The organism is Mycobacterium scrofulaceum (assembly GCF_002086735.1).
Lineage (GTDB): Bacteria > Actinomycetota > Actinomycetes > Mycobacteriales > Mycobacteriaceae > Mycobacterium > Mycobacterium scrofulaceum.
Genome location: NZ_MVIJ01000005.1, coordinates 1 through 20,154 on the forward strand (window position 1 = coordinate 1; position 20,154 = coordinate 20,154).

At 69.2% G+C, this 20,154-nt stretch carries 16 protein-coding genes and 2 pseudogenes; 9 read left to right on the forward strand and 9 right to left on the reverse strand.

All coding sequences use genetic code 11. The annotated features are described in order from the left end of the window. On the reverse strand, positions 1-242 hold a 242-nt coding region (locus BST44_RS05090), incomplete at its 3' end, for a Zn-ribbon domain-containing OB-fold protein (RefSeq protein ID WP_244184729.1). A gap of 146 nt (positions 243-388) precedes the next feature. Here BST44_RS05090 and polA point away from each other — a divergent pair. From polA to coaE, 4 genes are all read left to right on the forward strand, one after another. After that, complete coding sequence (polA, locus tag BST44_RS05095; protein ID WP_167380156.1) at positions 389-3,049, forward strand: DNA polymerase I; 2,661 nt, start codon at positions 389-391, stop codon at positions 3,047-3,049. A 99-nt stretch (positions 3,050-3,148) separates the two neighbouring features. Further along, on the forward strand, positions 3,149-3,595 hold the full coding sequence (locus tag BST44_RS05100; protein WP_083175435.1) for a DMT family transporter: 447 nt from the start codon (positions 3,149-3,151) through the stop codon (positions 3,593-3,595). Between the two features lie 222 nt (positions 3,596-3,817). Then, the gene (gene rpsA, locus BST44_RS05105; protein WP_065446072.1) at positions 3,818-5,260 is read left to right on the forward strand and encodes a 30S ribosomal protein S1; all 1,443 of its coding nucleotides are present in this window, start codon (positions 3,818-3,820) and stop codon (positions 5,258-5,260) included. A gap of 9 nt (positions 5,261-5,269) precedes the next feature. Further along, positions 5,270-6,496, forward strand: a complete 1,227-nt coding sequence (gene coaE / locus BST44_RS05110; protein ID WP_083175437.1) for a dephospho-CoA kinase — start codon at positions 5,270-5,272, stop codon at positions 6,494-6,496. On the opposite strand, the gene BST44_RS05115 is transcribed toward coaE, so the two are convergent. The 3 genes from BST44_RS05115 to BST44_RS05125 are packed head-to-tail and all read right to left on the reverse strand — an operon-like array spanning position 6,493 to position 8,372. After that, a complete protein-coding gene (locus BST44_RS05115; protein ID WP_083175438.1) occupies positions 6,493-6,909 on the reverse strand; it encodes a hypothetical protein in 417 nt (138 codons plus the stop codon). The two genes, coaE and BST44_RS05115, sit on opposite strands and share 4 nt — an antisense overlap. 42 nt (positions 6,910-6,951) lie before the next feature. Then, positions 6,952-7,947 carry a non-homologous end-joining DNA ligase gene (gene ligD, locus BST44_RS05120; RefSeq protein ID WP_083175440.1) on the reverse strand — a complete coding sequence of 332 codons (996 nt, stop codon included), beginning with the start codon at positions 7,945-7,947 and terminating at the stop codon, positions 6,952-6,954. Then, entirely contained in the window at positions 7,932-8,372 is a 441-nt protein-coding gene (locus BST44_RS05125; RefSeq protein ID WP_142274357.1) for a ribonuclease FAU-1 family protein, read from the reverse strand. Before BST44_RS05125 ends, ligD begins: the two co-directional genes overlap by 16 nt. A gap of 141 nt (positions 8,373-8,513) precedes the next feature. On the opposite strand from BST44_RS05125, the gene BST44_RS05130 reads away from it, so the two are divergent. Next, positions 8,514-9,260: an SDR family oxidoreductase gene (locus tag BST44_RS05130; protein ID WP_083175443.1), complete on the forward strand. Its 747-nt coding sequence runs from the start codon at positions 8,514-8,516 to the stop codon at positions 9,258-9,260. A gap of 10 nt (positions 9,261-9,270) precedes the next feature. On the opposite strand, the gene BST44_RS31645 is transcribed toward BST44_RS05130, so the two are convergent. From BST44_RS31645 to BST44_RS31655, 3 genes and pseudogenes are all read right to left on the reverse strand, one after another. Beyond that, entirely contained in the window at positions 9,271-10,410 is a 1,140-nt protein-coding gene (locus BST44_RS31645; RefSeq protein WP_439330696.1) for an ABC transporter permease, read from the reverse strand. Positions 10,411-10,500: 90 nt separating this feature from the next. After that, positions 10,501-10,863 (reverse strand): annotated as a pseudogene (locus tag BST44_RS31650) (ATP-binding cassette domain-containing protein); the annotation flags it as partial. 126 nt (positions 10,864-10,989) lie between these two features. Beyond that, positions 10,990-11,862 (reverse strand): annotated as a pseudogene (locus BST44_RS31655) (FHA domain-containing protein); the annotation flags it as partial. A 219-nt stretch (positions 11,863-12,081) separates the two neighbouring features. Between BST44_RS31655 and BST44_RS05140 the strand changes: the two are divergent. After that, positions 12,082-14,073, forward strand: coding sequence for a serine/threonine-protein kinase (locus BST44_RS05140; RefSeq protein WP_083175578.1), 1,992 nt, complete (start codon positions 12,082-12,084; stop codon positions 14,071-14,073). Between the two features lie 74 nt (positions 14,074-14,147). Beyond that, positions 14,148-14,447 carry a hypothetical protein gene (locus BST44_RS05145; RefSeq protein ID WP_007169720.1) on the forward strand — a complete coding sequence of 100 codons (300 nt, stop codon included), beginning with the start codon at positions 14,148-14,150 and terminating at the stop codon, positions 14,445-14,447. A gap of 235 nt (positions 14,448-14,682) precedes the next feature. On the opposite strand, the gene BST44_RS05150 is transcribed toward BST44_RS05145, so the two are convergent. Both BST44_RS05150 and BST44_RS05155 read right to left on the reverse strand, forming a co-directional pair. Further along, positions 14,683-15,030, reverse strand: a complete 348-nt coding sequence (locus tag BST44_RS05150; RefSeq protein ID WP_083175444.1) for a hypothetical protein — start codon at positions 15,028-15,030, stop codon at positions 14,683-14,685. A 725-nt stretch (positions 15,031-15,755) separates the two neighbouring features. Further along, positions 15,756-16,244, reverse strand: a complete 489-nt coding sequence (locus BST44_RS05155) for a hypothetical protein (RefSeq protein WP_083175446.1) — start codon at positions 16,242-16,244, stop codon at positions 15,756-15,758. 188 nt (positions 16,245-16,432) lie between these two features. Between BST44_RS05155 and uvrB the strand changes: the two genes are divergently transcribed. After that, entirely contained in the window at positions 16,433-18,598 is a 2,166-nt protein-coding gene (gene uvrB, locus BST44_RS05160) for an excinuclease ABC subunit UvrB (RefSeq protein ID WP_083175579.1), read from the forward strand. Between the two features lie 37 nt (positions 18,599-18,635). Further along, positions 18,636-20,051, forward strand: coding sequence for an MFS transporter (locus tag BST44_RS05165; RefSeq protein ID WP_083175447.1), 1,416 nt, complete (start codon positions 18,636-18,638; stop codon positions 20,049-20,051). The last annotated feature ends 103 nt before the right edge of the window (positions 20,052-20,154 follow it).

Here is a 20,154-nt window from a genome sequence, read left to right on the forward strand (position 1 = left end):
GGATAGGGCGGGGGCGGCGGATACCGGTTCTCGGTGTAGCTCCACAGCGTTCCGCGGGTCGACAGCGCGACGGCCTCCAAGGTGTCGCTGGCGCAGCCCGGGTTGGGGCAGTTGTTCTCGCGGGGCGGGAAGACGTAGGTGCCGCACGCGGGGCATTTGCCGCCGATCAGGTGGGGCTTGCCGGCTTCATCGGTGGCGAACCATCCGTCGATCGCGGGTTGTTGACTGGTGACCTCTGGCACTTGGCCAGACTACCCAGCCCCGATGCGAAACTGAAACGTGTTGCAGTTCTGCGGCAGCGCCTGGCTCGTCGGTCGGGGTGCCTAGAGTGATAGCCGTGCCCGCTCCGCCCGCTCCGAAGACCGAGGAACACACCAAGCCGACACTGATGTTGCTCGACGGCAATTCGCTGGCGTTTCGGGCCTTCTACGCGCTGCCCGCCGAGAACTTCAAGACCCGCGGCGGCCTGACCACCAACGCGGTGTACGGCTTCACCGCGATGCTGATCAACCTGCTGCGCGACGAGGCGCCGACCCACGTCGCCGCGGCGTTCGACGTGTCCCGGCAGACGTTCCGCTCCGAGCGGTACCCGGAGTACAAGGCGAACCGCTCCTCGACGCCCGACGAGTTCCACGGCCAGATCGACATCACCAAGGAAGTGCTGAACGCGCTGGGCATCACGGTGCTCGCCGAGCAGGGTTTCGAAGCCGACGACCTCATTGCGACGCTGGCCACCCAGGCCGAACACCAGGGCTTCCGCGTGCTGGTGGTCACCGGGGACCGGGACTCGCTGCAGTTGGTCAGCGACGACGTGACCGTCCTCTACCCGCGCAAGGGCGTCAGCGAGCTCACCCGGTTCACGCCCGAGGCCGTCGTCGAGAAGTACGGGCTGACCCCCACGCAGTACCCCGACTTCGCCGCCCTGCGCGGCGATCCCAGCGACAACCTGCCCGGCATCCCCGGCGTCGGGGAGAAGACCGCGTCCAAGTGGATCGCCGAATACGGCTCGCTGCAGGGGCTGGTCGACAACGTCGACTCGGTCCGCGGCAAGGTCGGCGACGCGCTGCGCGCCAACCTCGCCGGCGTGATCCGCAACCGCGAGCTCACCGATCTCGTCAAGGACGTGCCGCTGGCGCAGACCCCGGACACGCTGCGGATGCAGCCGTGGGATCGCGACCAGATCCACCGGCTCTTCGACGACCTGGAGTTCCGGGTCCTGCGCGACCGGCTGTTCGAGACGCTGGCGGCGGTGGAGCCCGAGGTCGACGCCGGGTTCGACGTGCGCGGCGGCGCGCTGCAGCCCGGCGAGCTGGCGGTGTGGTTGGCCGAGCACAGCTCGGGCAAGCGATTCGGGCTGGCCGTCGTCGGCACCCACCTGGCCTACGACGCCGACGCCACCGCCCTGGCCATCGTGTCGGCTGACGGCGAGGGCCGCTACATCGACACCTCGGCGCTGCAACCCGACGACGAGGCGGCGCTGGCGTCCTGGCTGGCCGACCCCGGCCCGCCCAAGGCGCTGCACGAGGCCAAGCTGGCCATGCACGACCTCGCCGGGCGGGGCTGGACGCTGGCCGGCGTCACCTCCGACACCGCGCTGGCCGCCTACCTGGTGCGCCCCGGGCAGCGCAGCTTCTCCCTCGAGGACTTGTCGTTGCGCTACCTGCGTCGCGAACTCCGCGCGGAAACGGCCGAGCAGCAACAGCTTTCGCTGCTCGACGATGACGAGGGGACCGACGACCAAGCGGTGCAGACGCTGATCCTGCGCGCGGTGGCGGTGCTGGATCTGGCCGACGCGCTCGACGAGGAGCTGGCCCGGATCAACTCCACGTCGCTGCTGGGCGGCATGGAGTTGCCGGTGCAGCGGGTGCTGGCCGGGATGGAACACACCGGCATCGCCGTCGATTTGGAGCTGCTCGGCGAGCTGCAGAGCGATTTCGCCCACCAGATCCGCGACGCGGCCGAAGCGGCCTACGCGGTGATCGGCAAGCAGATCAACCTGGGCTCGCCCAAGCAGCTGCAGACGGTGCTCTTCGACGAGCTGGAGATGCCGAAGACCAAGCGCACCAAGACCGGCTACACCACCGACGCCGACGCCCTGCAGTCGCTGTTCGACAAGACCGGCCACCCGTTCCTGCAGCACCTGCTCACCCACCGCGACGTCACCCGGCTCAAGGTCACCGTCGACGGCCTCCTGGCTTCGGTGGCCTCGGACGGGCGGATCCACACCACCTTCAACCAGACCATCGCGGCGACCGGCCGGCTGTCGTCGACCGAGCCGAACCTGCAGAACATTCCGATTCGCACCGAGGCCGGCCGGCGGATCCGCGACGCGTTCGTGGTCGGCGACGGCTACAGCGAGCTGATGACCGCCGACTACAGCCAGATCGAGATGCGCATCATGGCGCACCTGTCCCGCGACGAGGGGCTCATCGAGGCCTTCAACACGGGGGAGGACCTGCACTCGTTCGTCGCGTCGCGGGCGTTCGGGGTGCCGATCGAGGAGGTCACCGCCGAGCTGCGCCGCCGCGTCAAGGCGATGTCGTACGGGCTGGCCTACGGATTGAGCGCCTACGGCCTGTCGCAACAGCTGAAGATCTCCACCGAGGAGGCGAAGGAGCAGATGGACGCCTACTTCGCCCGCTTCGGCGGGGTGCGCGACTACCTGATGAACATCGTGGACCAGGCCCGCAAGGACGGCTACACCTCGACGGTGCTGGGTCGCCGCCGCTACCTCCCCGAGTTGGACAGCAGCAACCGCCAGGTGCGGGAGGCCGCCGAGCGCGCGGCGCTCAACGCGCCCATCCAGGGCAGCGCCGCCGACATCATCAAGGTGGCGATGATCGAGGTCGACAAGGCGATCAAGGAGGCCGGGCTGAAATCCCGCATGCTGCTGCAGGTGCACGACGAACTCCTGTTCGAGGTGGCGCCCGGCGAGCGGGAGCGGCTCGAGGCGCTGGCGCGCGAGAAGATGGGCGGCGCCTACCCGCTGGACGTCCCGCTGGAGGTGTCCGTCGGGTATGGCCGCAGCTGGGATTCCGCCGCCCACTGAGTCGCTCGGCGGCCCCGCGCCGGGGAGGTTTGCAACGGGGCTGCCGGGTCAACGGCTCCGACGCCGTCGGCTCCCCGGACAAGGAGTACAAGGAGTGCCATGAACGCAGGATGGATCATCCCGTTCGTCATCCTGGGCGGCGCGCTGCAGACCTGCGGAGCGGCGATGAACGGCCAGCTCTACAAGCACCTGATCAACCCGTGGCTGGCGTCGGCGGTCTCGTTCGCCGTCATCACGGTCTTCTTCGTCGCGGCGTTCCTGGTCCTCTCGAAGCCGCTGCCGACCACCAAGGACGTCGCGTCGATGCCGTGGTGGGCCGTCATCGGCGGCCTGGTCGGGGCCGTCCAGGTGTACGCGGGCCTCACGCTGGTCAACCGCATCGGCGCTGGCACCTTCATGGGCCTCACGGTCACGTCGGCACTGATCATGTCGCTGGTCGTCGACCATTTCGGCTGGCTGCGGGTCGATCCTCATCCGATCACCCCGCTGCGGGCGCTCGGCGGCGTCCTGATGGTCGGTGGCGTCGTGCTGATCGCCGCGTTCTGACGATCCGCGGCATTCGACGCGCGGGCGCGCCCGCAAAGGTGACCGCCCGGTGAACAATTGGCCCGAAATCGGCGCCCGCGGCACTTTCATCGTGGACAAACAACCGGACGGCGCAGGTGGCGAGGCGCCCGGGTTTGGCCAGCGTGTATGCAGTCGAGTAGCCTCAATGGGTAAATCCCAGATTTATCCCTACGACCCAACCTGTCCGGAGCAACCCACCACATGCCGAGTCCCACCGTCACCTCGCCCCAAGTAGCCGTCAACGACATTGGCTCCAGCGAGGATTTTCTTGCCGCAATAGACAAAACGATCAAGTACTTCAACGATGGCGACATCGTCGAGGGGACGATCGTCAAAGTGGACCGGGACGAGGTGCTCCTCGACATCGGCTACAAGACCGAGGGCGTCATCCCCGCCCGCGAGCTCTCCATCAAGCACGACGTCGACCCCAACGAGGTCGTTTCCGTGGGCGATGAGGTCGAGGCTCTCGTTCTCACCAAGGAGGACAAAGAGGGCCGGCTGATCCTGTCCAAGAAGCGCGCGCAGTACGAGCGCGCCTGGGGCACCATCGAGGCGCTCAAGGAGAAGGACGAGGCCGTCAAGGGCACCGTCATCGAGGTGGTCAAGGGTGGCCTGATCCTCGACATCGGCCTGCGCGGCTTCCTGCCCGCGTCGCTGGTCGAGATGCGCCGGGTCCGCGATCTGCAGCCGTACATCGGCAAGGAGATCGAGGCCAAGATCATCGAACTGGACAAGAACCGCAACAACGTGGTGCTGTCGCGGCGCGCCTGGCTGGAGCAGACCCAGTCCGAGGTCCGCAGCGAGTTCCTCAACCAGCTGCAGAAGGGCGCCATCCGCAAGGGTGTCGTCTCGTCCATCGTCAACTTCGGCGCGTTCGTCGACCTCGGCGGGGTGGACGGCCTGGTACACGTCTCCGAGCTGAGCTGGAAGCACATCGACCACCCGTCGGAGGTCGTCCAGGTGGGCGACGAGGTCACCGTCGAGGTGCTCGACGTCGACATGGACCGCGAGCGGGTTTCGTTGTCGCTCAAGGCGACTCAGGAAGACCCGTGGCGGCACTTCGCCCGCACGCACGCGATCGGGCAGATCGTGCCCGGCAAGGTCACCAAGCTGGTGCCCTTCGGCGCGTTCGTCCGCGTCGAGGAGGGCATCGAGGGCCTGGTGCACATCTCCGAGCTGGCCGAGCGCCACGTCGAGGTGCCCGACCAGGTGGTCGCCGTCGGCGACGACGCGATGGTCAAGGTCATCGACATCGACCTGGAGCGCCGCCGGATCTCGTTGTCGCTCAAGCAGGCCAACGAGGACTACACCGAGGAATTCGACCCGGCGAAGTACGGCATGGCCGACAGCTACGACGAGCAGGGCAACTACATCTTCCCCGAGGGCTTCGACGCCGAGACCAACGAGTGGCTCGAGGGGTTCGAGACTCAGCGCGCCGAGTGGGAGGCCCGCTACGCCGAGGCCGAGCGCCGGCACAAGATGCACACGGCGCAGATGGAGAAGTTCGCCGCGGCCGAGGCGGCCGGGCACGCCGAGCAGTCGTCGGGGAACGGCGGTGCGCGCGAGGAGAAGGCGGCCGGCGGGTCGCTGGCCAGCGACGCCCAGTTGGCCGCGCTGCGGGAGAAACTCGCCGGCAACGCATAACGGTCCCGCATGCTGCGTATCGGGTTGACCGGTGGCATCGGCGCCGGCAAGTCGGCGCTGTCGGCCACCTTCGCGAAACGCGGTGCGGTCATCGTCGACGGCGACGTCATCGCGCGCGAGGTGGTCCAGCCGGGCACCCCGGGACTGGCGGCGCTGGTCGAGGCGTTCGGTGACGACATCCTGCTGCCCGACGGTTCGCTGGATCGTCCGGCGTTGGCCGCCAAGGCTTTCCGTGATGACGAGGCGCGGCAACGGCTGAACGGCATCGTTCATCCGCTGGTCGGCAAGCGCCGCGCCGAGATCATCGCCTCGGTGCCCGGCGATTCGGTTGTCGTCGAAGACATTCCGCTGCTGGTGGAGTCGGGGATGGCGCCGCTGTTCCCGCTTGTCGTCGTGGTGCACGCCGATGTCGAGGTGCGGGTGCGGCGGCTGGTCGACCAGCGCGGCATGCCCGAGGAGGACGCCCGCGCCCGGATCGCCGCGCAGGCCACCGAGGAGCAGCGCCGGGCCGTCGCCGACGTCTGGGTGGACAACTCGGACAGCCCCGAGGAGCTGGTGAAACGGGCTTACGACCTGTGGGACAACCGGATCCTGCCGTTCGCGCACAACCTTGCCCGACGTCGGCCCGCCGAGCCGGCGGCGCGGCTGGTGCTGCCGGATCCCAGCTGGCCGGATCAGGCGCGGCGGATCGTCAACCGGTTGCAGACCGCCTGCGGTCACCGGGCGATCCGCGTGGACCACATCGGTTCGACCGCCGTGCCGGGCCTCGAGGCCAAGGACGTCATCGACATGCAGATCACCGTCGAATCCCTGGCGGTCGCCGACGAACTCGCCGAGCCCCTACTGGCGGCCGGCTACCCCCGCATCGAGCGGATCACCTCCGATGTCGCCAAACCGGATGCCCGCAGCGTCGTCGACCGGTATGACCACAGCGACGAAGAAGCGTTGTGGGACAAGCGGATTCATGCCTCGGCGGATCCCGGCCGGCCGACGAACGTGCACATCCGGGTGGACGGCTGGCCCAACCAGCAGTTCGCGCTGCTGTTCGTGGACTGGCTGACCGCGGAGTCGGACGTGCGGGCCGAATACGTCGCCGTCAAGCGGTCGGCCGAAGGCCGGGCGGGTGGTGACACCGCGTCCTATGCCGACGCCAAGGAGCCGTGGTTCCCCGACGCCTACCGGCGCGCGTGGGCGTGGGCGGACTCCACAGGGTGGCACCCTCGCGGCCCGGCCTAACCCGGGACGGGCGCGCCGCAGGCCAGGGCACCGTTGTTGGGATCGGCGCTGCCGGGTGCCGGCTTGACCAGCTGGTCGGCCTGGGTGAAAACGCTGTCGTCGACGTCCATCTCGCAGTGCACGTTCGCCGAGTACGGGAAGTGCAGCACAATCCGCAGGCCGGCCTGCTGCGGGTCGGGCAGCACCGTGTTGGCCTCGAAGACGTTGCCGGGCATGGACGGAAGGTTGGTGGTGTTCGTCTGGCCGCCGGTGATGACGAACGTGGCCTGGCTGCCGGTGGTCAGCGCGTCGATCCGGGCGCGGTAGGTGATGTTGTGCAGGTCCGCCCGCGCGGTCGGCGGGCTCACCTGGGAGCCGACGGCGACGATCGTCACGGCGGTGATCGGCAGCAGCCTGCGGCCGGTACAGCTCATAGCCGCTGACATTACGCCCGGCGTGAACCGGGGACCAGGTAATCAGGCCCCGGCCTCCCGTACCACCTCGGCGGCGTCCTTGTCCGTGCGGACGCCCAGGTAACGCGGATGGCGCAGCTTTCCGTCGCGGGTCCACTCGGTGAAACCGATCTGGACCACCAGTTCCGGGCGGGCCCAATGGGCGCCGGTCTCCCGCACCAGGCCGCGGGTGAACGGCGGCGCGTCCCGCGCGATGGCCGACAGCCGCTCGTGGAGGCGACGCAGCGCGGCGTCGTCGAAGCCCGTGCCCACCTTGCCCGCGTAGACCAGGTCGGGGCCGTCGTAATAGCCCAGCAGCAGCGCGCCCAACTCGACGCGGCTGCCCTTGGGGCTGGTGTAACCACCGACCACGAACTCCTGGTCCCGCACGCACTTGAACTTCAGCCAATTCTTCGAGCGCCCGCCGTCGTATCGGGAGTCGGCCAGTTTCGCGATCACCCCTTCGTCGCCGCGCTCGCAGGCCGCGCGGTAGGCGGCCAGTCCGTCGGCGACCCGGTGCGGGGTGTACCGCAGCGGACCGCCGAAATCGATCGCCTTGCGCAGCAGCCGCTTACGCCATCTCAGCGGCGCGTCGACCGTCGACTTGCCGTCCAGGTGCAGCAGGTCGAAGACGTAGTAGAAGACGCGGACCGGCGACGCGCGGGCCAGCTCGGGGTCGGTGATGCCCAGCCGGCCCTGCAGCCGGGCGAAGCTGGTGCGCCGCCCGTCGAACGCCACCACCTCGCCGTCCAGCACGAAGCGGCCGCAGGGTTGCGCGGCCAGCGCGTCGACCAGCTCCGGGTAGGTCCCGTTGAGCGGCTGGCGGTTTCGCGACAACAGCCGCAGCCGGTCGCCGTCCCGGAACGCCAGGCAGCGCATCCCGTCGAACTTGCGCTCGAAGATCCACTGGGGATCGGAGAACCGCTCGTCGGTCAGGGTGGCCAGCGTGGGGGCGCGCCAGTCGGGCACCGCCTCGTCGGGCAGCGCGTCCCGCAGGCCGGCCGTTACCTCGGGCGCCACGTCAGCTCCATCCCGTGGCCGGCCAGCCAGCGGGACAGGTCATAGCCGTTGCGGGCCAACCCCGCCACGGCGTCCACGGCGCGGCGCACCGCCCGCTCGGCGGCCTCGGGGGTCAACAAGCCGTGCCGGACGGCATCCAGCAGCTCGTCGACGTCGGCCAGGTCCGCGCCGTCGCCGGTGCGGACCTCGATGTCGAGGTAATGGTCTTCGGAACGCCAGACGTGGGGCCCGGGCGTGTACTCGCCCACGTCGAGGTAGTAGTCGTGATCGCGTTCATGGCCCGGACTGAAGTGAAAGACCGTGGCGCGCAGGCCCAGCGACGGCAGCAGCCACGACTCGAGGTAGTGGAACTGGTCGCGGCCGGGAGTCGGCCGCGCGACGTAGAGGCCCCAGGGGCGGACCGCGTAGTCGTCCACGGCCCGCACGATGCCCTTGGGATCGGTGTTGGTGCGGGCGATCAGGTCGAACGTCTCGTGCTTGGGCGGATGGATGGACCTACTCTAGTTGCCGGGCCGGCCCATCGGGAGGCCATGTCGAAGTCAAGCGGATCACTTGGGAGGGTCACAGTGGGCGACCTCAGCGGAAAGACGGCGCTCGTCACCGGCGGAAACTCGGGCATCGGGCTGGCGGCCGCGCAGCGGTTGGCCGCCGCAGGCGCCCACGTCGTGCTGACCGGTCGCAATCAGGACACCATCGACGCCGCGGTGGCGTCGATCGGTGCACAGGCAACGGGCGTGCGCGCGGACGTGGCCGACCTCGACGACGTCGCGGCGGTGGCCGACGTCATCGAGTCCCGAGGACGGGGCCTCGACGTGATCTTCGCCAATGCCGGGGGCGGCGAATTCGCTGCGTTAGGGGAGATCTCGGTCGAACACTTCACTTCGACGTTCATGACCAACGTGGGAGGCACGCTGTTCACCGTCCAGGCGATGCTGCCGTTACTCAATCGTGGCGCCTCGATCGTGCTGACCGGTTCGACCGCCGCGTACAACGGAACCCCGGCGTTCAGCGTGTATGCGGCGACCAAGGCGGCGATCCGCTCGTTCGGTCGGACCTGGGCCGCCGAGCTCGTCGGGCGCGACATCCGGGTCAACACCGTCGTTCCCGGACCGGTCGAGACGCCGGGCCTCCTGGGACTGGCGCCCGCGGGGCGGGAACAGGAACTACGCGAGGGCGAGGCGGCCAAGGTCCCGATGGGCCGTCTGGGCAGGCCCGAGGAAGTCGCCGCCGCCGTGCTTTTCCTCGCCTCCGGGGAAAGCAGCTTCATGACCGGCGGCGAGGTGTTCGTCGACGGCGGCGCGGAGCAAATCTAGGGCCGCCGGCCTAGCGGCGCAAGCGGATTCGCCACCGCACGAACCCGGCGTAGAACAGCGACAACGCCGCCAGCATGCCCATGTCGAGCAGCCAGACCTTCGGGGTGTGCTGCCAGAACCGGTCCTGGGACAGCAGCGAATCGGGCACCAGGTGGCGCAGGTCGACCGTGGACGCGGCCGCCGCGTAACCCCAGCGCGCGGGCATCGCGAAGGAGAGCTGGTCCAGCCCGAGCCGGCCGGTCACGGGAACCATCCCCCCGCACAGCACCAGCTGCGCCATCACCGTCACCACGAACAGCGGCATGATCTGCTCGCTCGAGCGGACCAGCGACGAAATCGCCAGGCCGAGAACCGCCGACGCCACGCAGGTGGCCGCGACGGTGGCGAACAACTCGATCGTCGCCCCGAGGGCCGAATGGCCGAGCAGGACGGCGCCGCGGGTCGGCGCGCTCTTGCCGATCACCACGATCGAGGTGACGATCGCCGATTGCAGGATCGCGAAACCGCAGAACACCGCCGTCTTCGCGAGGAGGTAGGCCGTGGTGGACAGTCCGACCGCCTGCTCGCGCTGGAAGACGGCGCGCTCGCCGACCAGGTCACGGATCGTCAGCGCGGTGCCCATGAACGCCGCGGCCGGCATCAGCAGCGCCAGGATCTGCGCCGCCTCGTCGGGCGTCCCGGCGGTCGCGCCGGGCAGGTGGAATCCGTTGCCGCCCGGGACGGTCAGGGAAAGCGAGCCCAGGATGAACGGCAGCAGCGCCAGGAAGACGAAGTAGGCGCGGTCGGCGACCACCAGGCGGATCTGCCGCCGGGCGACCGTCGAAATCTGGCGCCGCACACTGGTATGCACCGGCTCACCGAGGGCGCCCGGCTCGTCGGCCTTGCCCGGCACCAGCTTCGGCTTCTGCGCGTCGCGCCGCTCGACGAAGCGCCGGTTGGCCTCCTCGGGGTCGGCGCCCACCTTGGTGAAGATCTTCGCCCAGTTGGTGGTGCCCATCGCCGCACCGATCTGGTCGGGCGGGCCGCAGTACGCCGTCTTCCCGCCCGGGGCCACCAGCAGCAGCTGGTCGCAGGTCTCCAGGTAGGACAGCATGTGCGTCACCACGATCACCACGCGGCCGGCGTCGGCCAACTGCCGCAGCATCGTCATGACCTGGTGGTCGAGGGCCGGGTCGAGGCCGGACGTCGGCTCGTCGAGGATCAGCAGCGATGGGCCGGTGAGCAGCTCGAGCGCCACCGAGGCGCGCTTGCGCTGGCCGCCGGACAGCTTGTCCACCCGGGTGTCGGCGTGCCTGGTCAGGTCGAGCTCGTCGAGGACCCGCGCGACGACGTTCGCGCGGTCGGGTTTGCTGGTGTCGGGTGGCAGGCGCAGTTCGGCGGCGTAGCCAAGGGCCTGGTTGATCGTCAGCTGGCGGTGCACCACGTCGTCCTGCGGGACCATGCCGATGCGGCTGCGCAGCGACGCGTATTCGGCGTGGATGTCGTGGCCCTCGAACGTGACCGAGCCGGCGCTGGGCGTGGTGTAGCCGGCGATCAGCCGGGCCAGCGTGCTCTTCCCGGCGCCCGACCCGCCGATGACGGCGGTCAGCGTTCCGGGCCGCGCGATCAGCGAGATATCGTCCAACAACTGTTTGCCGTTGTCGACGACGTACTTGACGTTGCGCACCTCGAGCCCGCCGGTGCGCGTCGCGGCCTCGCCGCGTTCGGTCAGGGCGCCGTCGCGGAAGACGAGGTCGACGTTGCCGATGGTGACGACGTCGTCGTCGGACAGGATCGCCGACCCCACCCGGGTGCCGTTGACGAACGTCCCGTTGATGCTGTTGTCCCGGATCTCGGTGCCCAGCGGCGTCCGCAGCAGAGTCGCGTGCCGGCGTGAGGCCAGCACATCGGAGACCACGATGTCGTTCTCCGGCGCGCGGCCGATCGTGATGGCGGCCGCCGTGCCCGCGGCCGCCGACGAGCGCGGTGACAGCAATTTCACGAAGCGGGTCGCCAGGTTCGACACGTCGGCCGTCTTGGCGTCGACCACGGTGAGTTCGGCGGGTGGCGTCCCCCCGGCCCGGGGCGGTGCGCCGGCGTGCACGACGGTCCGCTCGTCCGGCGGCGCCCCGCGGGGCGGCGCAGCCGCCTGGCGGGGCACCGGAATCGGCTGCCGTGCGGGCGAATTCGATGGCCCGGCCGGTACGTGGCGCCGGGTGGGATTCGTCCGCTCGGCGGGCGCGGGCCAAACCAGCGTGGGCGGACCGGCTTCCGGATTCTGCCGCGCCCGGCCCGGGCGGTCCGTGTAACCCTGCCGCGGCCCGACGGCGAATGTCAGCCTGGGCCCCTGCGGGTTCCCGACGTGAATGCTCTGGCCGTCGTGGACGTCGATGACCGGCATCCGATAGCCGTTGAGATAGGTCCCGTTCAGTGAGCCGTTGTCGATGGCCAGCCAACGGCCTTGGTCGAAGCGCAGGATCAGGTGCGCGCGCGAGATCCGCGGATCGGCGATGCGCACGTCGGCCCGGACGTCGCGGCCGACGACCACCTCGTGGCCGGCCGCGAAAGACCGATGGGACCCGTCGTGCCGAATTGTCAGGATGGGCGGGGCGGGTCGAGTCACTATTCAAGTATCGGTGCGTCCCGCGTCGTCTCTATTGGGATCGGCTGTGACTTCGCTATGTTTCGACCCGGGCACTCATAACGGTTTCATAGCTTCGAAAGTCGAACCCCCCAACGGGATCCGGCATGATCGGTACGTGAGGGGAGATGCCGGGCGCATCGTCGTGCCGGCCGCAACGCCGTGGCGAGCCGGGCCGGTTACGAGGGGGTGAGGCGATCGATGCACGAACACAAGGGGGCCACCCGGCGCATCGGCGCCGGGCGACGGCTGCTGAGCAATCCGCGCCAGACCGGTGCGGCGCTGCGTGCGGGCCTTCAGTCGCTGCCCGCGGTCACGGTCGCGCACCTGTTCCGCCGCGTCCCGCCGGTCGGCTCGGCCCCGGAGACTTCGGCGGACGGGTCCCGCCCGTCGGTCACCAGCGGGGCGCCCTTTGCGGGTTACACGATCCTGCGGCAGCTGGGCGCGGGCGGGATGGCCGAAGTGTATCTGGCCCTGCATCCCCGGTTGCCGCGGCGCGACGTCATCAAGGTCCTGGCGGAGGCGGTGACCGCCGATCCCGAGTTTCGCGAAAGGTTCAACCGCGAAGCCGATCTCGCCGCGACGCTGTGGCATCCGCACGTCGTCGGCGTGCACGACCGCGGCGAATTCAATGGTCACCTCTGGATTTCCATGGACTACGTCGAGGGCACCGACGCCTCCCGTCTGGTCAAGGAGCGCTACCACGACGGCATGCCGGTCGGCGAGGTGTGCGCGATCGTCGAGGCCGTCGCGGGCGCCCTCGACTACGCGCACGACCGCGGGCTGCTGCACCGCGACGTCAAACCGGCCAACATCCTGCTCACCCATCCGGAGGACGGACAACGCCGGATCCTGTTGGCGGACTTCGGTGTCGCGCGCCACCTCGGTGACATCAGCGGGATCACCGAGACCAACGTGGCGGTGGGCACGGTGGCCTACGCCGCCCCCGAACAACTGACCGGATCCAACATCGACGGACGGGCGGACCAATACGCCTTGGCCGCAACGGCTTTTCACCTGCTCACCGGGGCGCCGCCGTTCCGGCACTCGAATCCGATTGCCGTGATCGGGCAGCACCTGCACGAGGATCCGCCCCGGCTCAGCGATCACCGCCCGGAGCTGGCGCGTCTCGACGGGGTGTTCCGCCGGGCCCTGGCGAAGAACCCCGACGACAGGTTCGATCGGTGCCGCGCGTTTGCGGCGGCCGTCGGCGAGCGGTTGGGCGACGTCGCCGAGGCCGGCCCGCGCGCCCGTCCCGGCGCCGTTGCGGCGCCGCACCGCCGGTTCTCCGCCAGGACGCGGTGGGCGGTCGGGTTGGTGTGCGCGATGCTCGTCGCGGTGGCAGCCACCTGCTCGGTGCTGTACTCGGTCGAGCCGGACACCCCGCAGGCCAGCCCGGCGCTCGCGTCGAAACCGTCCGTCCCGGCGCCGACCAGATCCGGGGGGCCGGCGCTCAACGGGACCTACAAGCTGGACTACGACCAGAGCAAGCGGACCACCAACGGCGTCGCGATCCGCCACAGCGGGCCGGCCACCGGCTGGTGGGCGTTCCGTTCGGTGTGCACCACCAACGGCTGCGCGGCGACCGGGACCCGGCTGGACGACGCGGCGCACCAGACGGCCGACGGCCGGACGGACACGCTGCACTTCGTCGGCGGCTATTGGCAGGGCGCCCCGCAGCAGGACAGGGTGGGCTGCACCCAGGCCGACGGGCAGGCGGGGGCCGGGGTCACCCAGCAGGAGACCGCCGCGTGGTCGCTGGCGCCGCAGGCCGACGGCACGCTGCGCGGCACCGTGACCGAGACCGTGCTCAGCAACGAATGCGGCGCCCAGGGCGCGGTGGTGCGGGTGCCCGTCGTGGGCACCCGGGTCGGTGACGTCCCGCCCGGCGTCAACCTGGGCGACCCCGCCCAGGCCGTCAGCACGTCCGCGGCGGCGTCGACCCCGGCGCCGCCCGTGCTCGGCGGGCTCTGCGGCGACGTGGGCAAGCTGGCCTACGACCCGACCAACAGCGAGCAGATCGTCTGCGAGGGCAACAGCTGGGCCAAGGCCCCGATCACCATGGGCGTGCACGCCTCCGGCAGCTCGTGCGACCGGCCGGGCACGTCGGTGTTCGCGATGACCACCTCGAACGACGGCTATCTGCTGCAGTGCGATCCGGTGACCCGGAGGTGGACGCGTCCGGTGGGATAGCGCTCTTGCGCCACTGGCGCGATCTGGGCCGAAGTGGCTGGTAGGCTGCAGCAAGCCGAATTAGACTTCCGCCCATGCCGCAGCCGCTGCGCGTGAATTCCGCTGCTCTGCAAGCGATGGCTACCCGCTGGGGCGCTTGGGTGGGCGACCTGCATCTGTCAGCGCCTTCGGCCGCGCTCGGCTTGTCATGTCAGGCTAGTGCGGCCGCGGTGCTGACCGCCCACATCGAAGTCGACGCATTCATGGCGGCGTTGTCCGCACAAGTGCGCGCCCGCGCGGCTCACGTCACCGAAGCCGACAGCCGCTATAACGCTACGGAGGTTGCGTCGGCACAGGAGGAGGCCGCTGTGGTGCCTCCGCAGATCCGTCTTTAGCAATGTCCGCAATCGCAGCGGTTCCTGGCCTATCGCAGCTGTTGACTTGGCCCACTGAACATTTGACGCAGGCTGCCGATCACTGGGAGGCCGTCGGCAGCAGTAGCTACGCGCTGGCCAACCAGGTTTGGCGGGATTCATTGTCGTCGATTGGCAAGGCGAAGCCGCCCAAGCGCTGCGCACGGGAACTCACGCCGACATGATGGCAACGAGCCGCGCCGCCGACCAACTTCTTTTAGCGGCCAAAGTAGCCCGCAACGGAGCAACGGATTTGTATGGTGCCCGCTCCCGGCTGCGGTACGCGGTTGAGGACGCCGATGCGGCGGGATTCGCTGTAGGACAGGACCTTTCGGTCGCGGACCGGTTTTACGGCGCGTCCGCAACATTTCGTGCCGCCCGACAAGCTCAGGCACAGGCCTTCGCCGCCGATATCCGCCAACGCGCGGCCCAGCCCGTCGCGCTGGACCAGCAAGTCGCCGGCAAAGTCACCGCCGCTACGACCGGTATTAGTGACACGTTTCCACCGGACCCCGCCGCTGCCACGTCGCCGCACGAACGCGAAGTCCGAGCCGTCGACAATCACACGTTCAAACGTGACCCTCCGCCGCCAGGGTCCACGGATAACCCATTTGTGGGCTGGACCGAAGAGCAGAAGGCTCAAGTCGCGACGGAAATTGCCCACGGTCACGCGTTGGACCATTTTCCGGGGAAGTCGCCGGAGGACCTGGCCAGGTGGATCTTCGACGCGATGAACGACCCCGACACTCGCGTCGGCACCAGCATTAAGTCAGGCGGGTTAGCGCTGCTGCGGGATGGTCAAGTGGTTTTCATCAACCCGAAGGACGGCGACTATGGAACGGCGTTCGTACCCAAGCCGCGTCCCGGAGACTCCTGGCGAACTCCACTGGAATACTTTGAGCAGACCACGCGGGCGCCCGAGCCGCTACCGCCTCCTGCGCCGGGACGGCTGCCTCCAGTCGCTCCCGGCGAGGTGGCGCCCCCTTCGCCCGGGTCAGCGCCTGCACCTGCGCCGCGGCCTGCACCCCCGCTTGAATCGCCGCCCGCACCGAAGGGGCCGCCACCGGTAAAGCCTGGCGGAGGCTTTGGAGGCGGCCCGGCCGTACCCTTCGGCCCCCGGTTGGAGCCGCCACCCCACGCCGGTCATAACCATCCCCCTGTGATCGGAGACATGGACCCTGACCCATGGGACCATGGCGAATGATTTTTGTCCGCCGCCGCAGCGTGTGGCTTGGGCGAGGGTGTAGTCGTAACTATGGCGGTTTGACACCGCTAGGCCTGCTGATGTGCCTAGAGCCCGGACGGGTATTGCCTGCCTTGCTGCTCGTGCCGCACATCCGCCCAATAACGTCTCTCATCCTCAATTTCCTCGGTAGTACGGATCCTCCCACCGTTCGGAAACAGCAACTTGGCACGCATGCGTCCGCCGATTTTGTGGCGGCGCTGCAGGCCACGTAACAGCCGCACAGCTTCGGTGTCGGAGAACCCGGTGACCGTCGCAAAATCTCGACCAGCGCCGACTAGACCACTGGCCCAGGTGATTTCCGTCAGAAAGAGCACACGTGCCCAGTCGAGGTCCGTCAGCGGCTCGCCGTCGGCGACGGCACGCTCAAGGCGGAGGGTGAGGGCACCGAATTCTTCCCAGGTCGACAGCCCAAGCGCTTGATAAGGGAATGGTGCGTCGGCCGCCGACAACGCCCACTGTTCCAGCGCCTGCTGAATGAACTCGCGCTCCCGCTCACTGAGGTTGACGGTCACCAGCTCAGAAGAACTCGTCATCAATTCGATCTTAAAGTCTGGCCCTGACCAGCCTCAGCGACTCTCGAATTTGATATCGCCGGCGCTATCGAATTCGCGGATCGTTGGGTCCCTCCAACTCGGTACTGATGTGACGGATGGGGCTGTGGCTGCGCTGGCCGAGCCGCAGCGCCACGACACGTGTCGGTGCACGCATCTACCCTGGTGGCATGGCTTTCGCCACGGAACATCCCGTAGTCGCACATTCGGAATACCGCGCGGTCGATGAGGTCGTGCGCGTCGGCGGCCGCTTCGAGGTCGTCAGCCCGCACGCGCCCGCGGGCGACCAGCCGGCCGCGATCGACGAGCTGGAACGCCGCATCAGGGCGGGGGAGCGCGACGTGGTGCTGCTCGGAGCCACCGGTACGGGGAAGTCGGCCACCACGGCCTGGCTCATCGAGCGGCTGCAGCGGCCGACGCTGGTCATGGCGCCGAACAAGACGCTGGCCGCCCAGCTCGCCAACGAGCTGCGAGAGATGTTGCCGCACAACGCCGTCGAGTACTTCGTCTCGTACTACGACTACTACCAGCCGGAGGCGTACATCGCGCAGACGGACACCTACATCGAGAAGGACAGCTCGATCAACGACGACGTGGAGCGGTTGCGGCACTCCGCGACGTCGTCGCTGCTCTCGCGGCGCGACGTGGTCGTGGTGGCCTCGGTGTCGTGCATCTACGGCCTGGGCACGCCGCAGTCCTACCTGGACCGGTCCGTGGAGCTGAGCGTGGGCACCGAGGTGCCCCGCGACGCGCTGCTGCGGCTGCTGGTCGACGTGCAATACACCCGCAACGACCTGTCCTTCACCCGCGGCTCGTTCCGGGTGCGCGGCGACACCGTGGAGATCATCCCGTCCTACGAGGAGCTGGCGGTGCGCATCGAGTTCTTCGGTGACGAGGTCGAGGCGCTGTACTACCTGCACCCGCTGACCGGTGACGTGATCCGTCAGGTCGACTCGCTGCGCATCTTCCCGGCCACCCACTACGTCGCCGGCCCGGAGCGGATGGCCCACGCCATCTCCACGATCGAGGAGGAGCTGGCGGCGCGGCTGGCCGAGCTGGAGGGCCAGGGCAAGCTGCTGGAGGCGCAGCGGCTGCGGATGCGCACCAATTACGACATCGAGATGATGCGCCAGGTCGGGTTCTGCTCGGGCATCGAAAACTACTCAAGGCACATAGATGGGAGGCCGGCCGGGTCAGCTCCCGCGACCCTGCTCGACTACTTCCCGGAAGACTTCCTGATGGTCATCGACGAGTCGCACGTCACGGTGCCGCAGATCGGCGGCATGTACGAGGGCGACATGTCCCGCAAACGCAACCTGGTCGAATACGGGTTCCGGCTGCCGTCCGCCTGCGACAACCGCCCGCTGACCTGGGAGGAGTTCGCCGACCGGATCGGCCAGACGGTGTACCTGTCGGCCACCCCGGGCCCCTACGAGCTCAGCCAGGCCGCCGGCGAGTTCGTCGAGCAGGTGATCCGGCCGACCGGCCTGGTCGACCCGAAGGTGGTGGTCAAGCCGACGAAGGGGCAGATCGATGACCTGATCGGGGAGATCCGCAAGCGCACCGACGCCGACGAGCGGGTGCTCGTCACGACCCTGACCAAGAAGATGGCCGAGGACCTCACCGACTACCTGCTGGAGATGGGCATCCGGGTCCGCTACCTGCACTCGGAGGTCGACACGCTGCGCCGCGTGGAGCTACTGCGCCAGCTGCGGCTGGGTGACTACGACGTGCTCGTCGGCATCAACCTGCTGCGTGAGGGCCTGGACCTGCCCGAGGTGTCGCTGGTGGCGATCCTCGACGCCGACAAGGAGGGCTTCCTGCGGTCCTCGCGCAGCCTGATCCAGACCATCGGCCGTGCCGCCCGCAACGTCTCGGGCGAGGTGCACATGTACGCGGACTCGATCACCGACTCGATGAAAGAGGCGATCGACGAGACCGAACGGCGCCGGGCCAAGCAGATCGCCTACAACGAGGCCCACGGCATCGATCCGCAGCCGCTGCGCAAGAAGATCGCCGACATCCTCGACCAGGTCTATCGCGAGGCCGCCGATACCGGGGCCACCGAGGTCGGGGTTGGCGGGTCCGGCCGCAACGCGTCCCGGGGCCGACGCGCCCAGGGCGAGCCGGGTCGCGCCGTCAGCGCCGGCGTCTTCGAGGGCCGCGACACCGCCAGCATGCCGCGCGCCGAACTGGCCGACCTGATCAAGGACCTCACCGAACAGATGATGGCCGCCGCGCGCGACCTGCAGTTCGAGCTGGCCGCGCGCTTCCGCGACGAGATCGCCGACCTGAAGAAGGAACTGCGGGGGATGGACGCCGCCGGCCTCAAGTGACGCTCGTCACACCGGGGGTACCTCATACGGTGGAGGGGTGACGGACATCGCCACCACTCCAGGCAGCTGGCGCGAACTGCTTGGCGGCAGATACCTGCGCACCTCGATCGTGCTCGCCGGGGGCGTCGCGCTGTACGCGACCAACGAGTTTCTGACCAGCAGCCTGCTGCCGAACACCCTCGCCGAGATCGGCGGCAGCCGCCTCTACGCGTGGGTGACGACGCTGTACCTGGTGGGCTCGGTGGTGGCGGCGACCATGGTCAACCCGATGCTGCTGCGCTTCGGCGCGCGGACCTCCTACCTGGTGGGGCTCGCCGTCTTCGGCGCGGCCAGCCTGGTGTGCGGGGCGGCGCCGAGGATGGAGGTGCTGATCGCGGGCCGCGCCCTACAGGGCGTCGCCGGCGGCCTGCTGGCCGGATTGGGGTACGCGGTCATCAACGCGGCGCTGCCGCGCTCCCTGTGGACCCGGGGATCGGCGCTGGTGTCGGCGATGTGGGGGGTGGCCACGGTGGTCGGGCCGGCGACGGGAGGGCTGTTCGCGCAGTTCGGGCTGTGGCGGTGGGCGTTCGGCGCGATGGCGGTGCTGACCGCACTCATGGCCATGCTGGTGCCCGCCGCGCTGGCTTCGACCAGGGTCGACCCGGATCCGGACGCCAGGGTGACGAGGGTGCCGGTGTGGTCGCTGCTGCTGATCGGCGCGGCGGCCCTGGCGGTCAGCGTCGCCGAGGTCCCGTCGAACTTCCTCGCCACGGTCGGGCTGCTCGCCGGAAGCGTCGTGCTGGTCGGCCTGTTCGTGTTCGTCGACTGGCGCATGCACGCGGCCGTGCTGCCACCCAGCGTGTTCGGTGCGGGGCCCCTGAAGTCGATCTACCTGACCATGGGCGTGCTGATGGGCGCGGCGATGGTAACCACCTACGTGCCGTTCTTCGGTCAGCGACTGGCGCATCTGAGCCCGCTTGCGGCCGGCTTCCTGGGCGCGGCGCTGGCCCTCGGTTGGACGGTCAGCGAGATCGTCAGCGCGTCGGTGACGAGTGAGCGCACGATCGGACGGGTGATCTTGGTCTCCCCGATGGTCGTGGCGTCGGGGCTGGCGCTGGGCGTGGCGGCCCGGCACACCGAGTCGTCACTGTGGACGTCGGCGCTGTGGGCGGTGGCACTGCTGGTGGCGGGGACCGGGATCGGGATGGCCTGGCCGCACCTGTCGGTGCGCGCGATGGCCTCCGTCGACGACCCGGCCGAGGGCGGCGCCGCGGCGGCGGCGATCAACACTGTGCAGCTGATCTCCGCGGCGTTCGGCGCGGGCCTCGCGGGCGTCGTGGTCAATTCCTCGATGGGTGACGACCTGCTGGCGGCGCGCTGGTTGTTCACGGCTTTCACCGCGCTGAGCGTCGTCGGCCTCGCGGCGTCGCACGGCGCGACCCGCGGTGCGCGCGAGGCGCAGCCGGTGCGCTAGGGGTCGGAGGCCCTATACCTTGCCGCCCGGCAGCGGCGCGGCGGCCCAGATCTGCAAACCGGTCAACTAGCCAGCAATTGGCGTTCCACGCCACGGTCCGCGC

Excerpts from the sequence above, each read along its gene's own strand:
- rpsA (WP_065446072.1), top strand. The coding sequence starts at position 3,818 with ATGCCGAGTCCCACCGTCACCTCGCCCCAAGTAGCCGTCAACGACATT.
- polA (WP_167380156.1), top strand. The coding sequence starts at position 389 with ATGTTGCTCGACGGCAATTCGCTGGCGTTTCGGGCCTTCTACGCGCTG.
- BST44_RS05145 (WP_007169720.1), top strand. The coding sequence starts at position 14,148 with ATGCCGCAGCCGCTGCGCGTGAATTCCGCTGCTCTGCAAGCGATGGCT.
- uvrB (WP_083175579.1), top strand. The coding sequence starts at position 16,433 with ATGGCTTTCGCCACGGAACATCCCGTAGTCGCACATTCGGAATACCGC.
- coaE (WP_083175437.1), top strand. The coding sequence starts at position 5,270 with ATGCTGCGTATCGGGTTGACCGGTGGCATCGGCGCCGGCAAGTCGGCG.
- BST44_RS05155 (WP_083175446.1), bottom strand. The coding sequence starts at position 16,244 with ATGACGAGTTCTTCTGAGCTGGTGACCGTCAACCTCAGTGAGCGGGAG.
- BST44_RS31645 (WP_439330696.1), bottom strand. The coding sequence starts at position 10,410 with ATGACGATGCTGCGGCAGTTGGCCGACGCCGGCCGCGTGGTGATCGTG.
- BST44_RS05100 (WP_083175435.1), top strand. The coding sequence starts at position 3,149 with ATGAACGCAGGATGGATCATCCCGTTCGTCATCCTGGGCGGCGCGCTG.
- BST44_RS05115 (WP_083175438.1), bottom strand. The coding sequence starts at position 6,909 with ATGAGCTGTACCGGCCGCAGGCTGCTGCCGATCACCGCCGTGACGATC.
- BST44_RS05140 (WP_083175578.1), top strand. The coding sequence starts at position 12,082 with ATGCACGAACACAAGGGGGCCACCCGGCGCATCGGCGCCGGGCGACGG.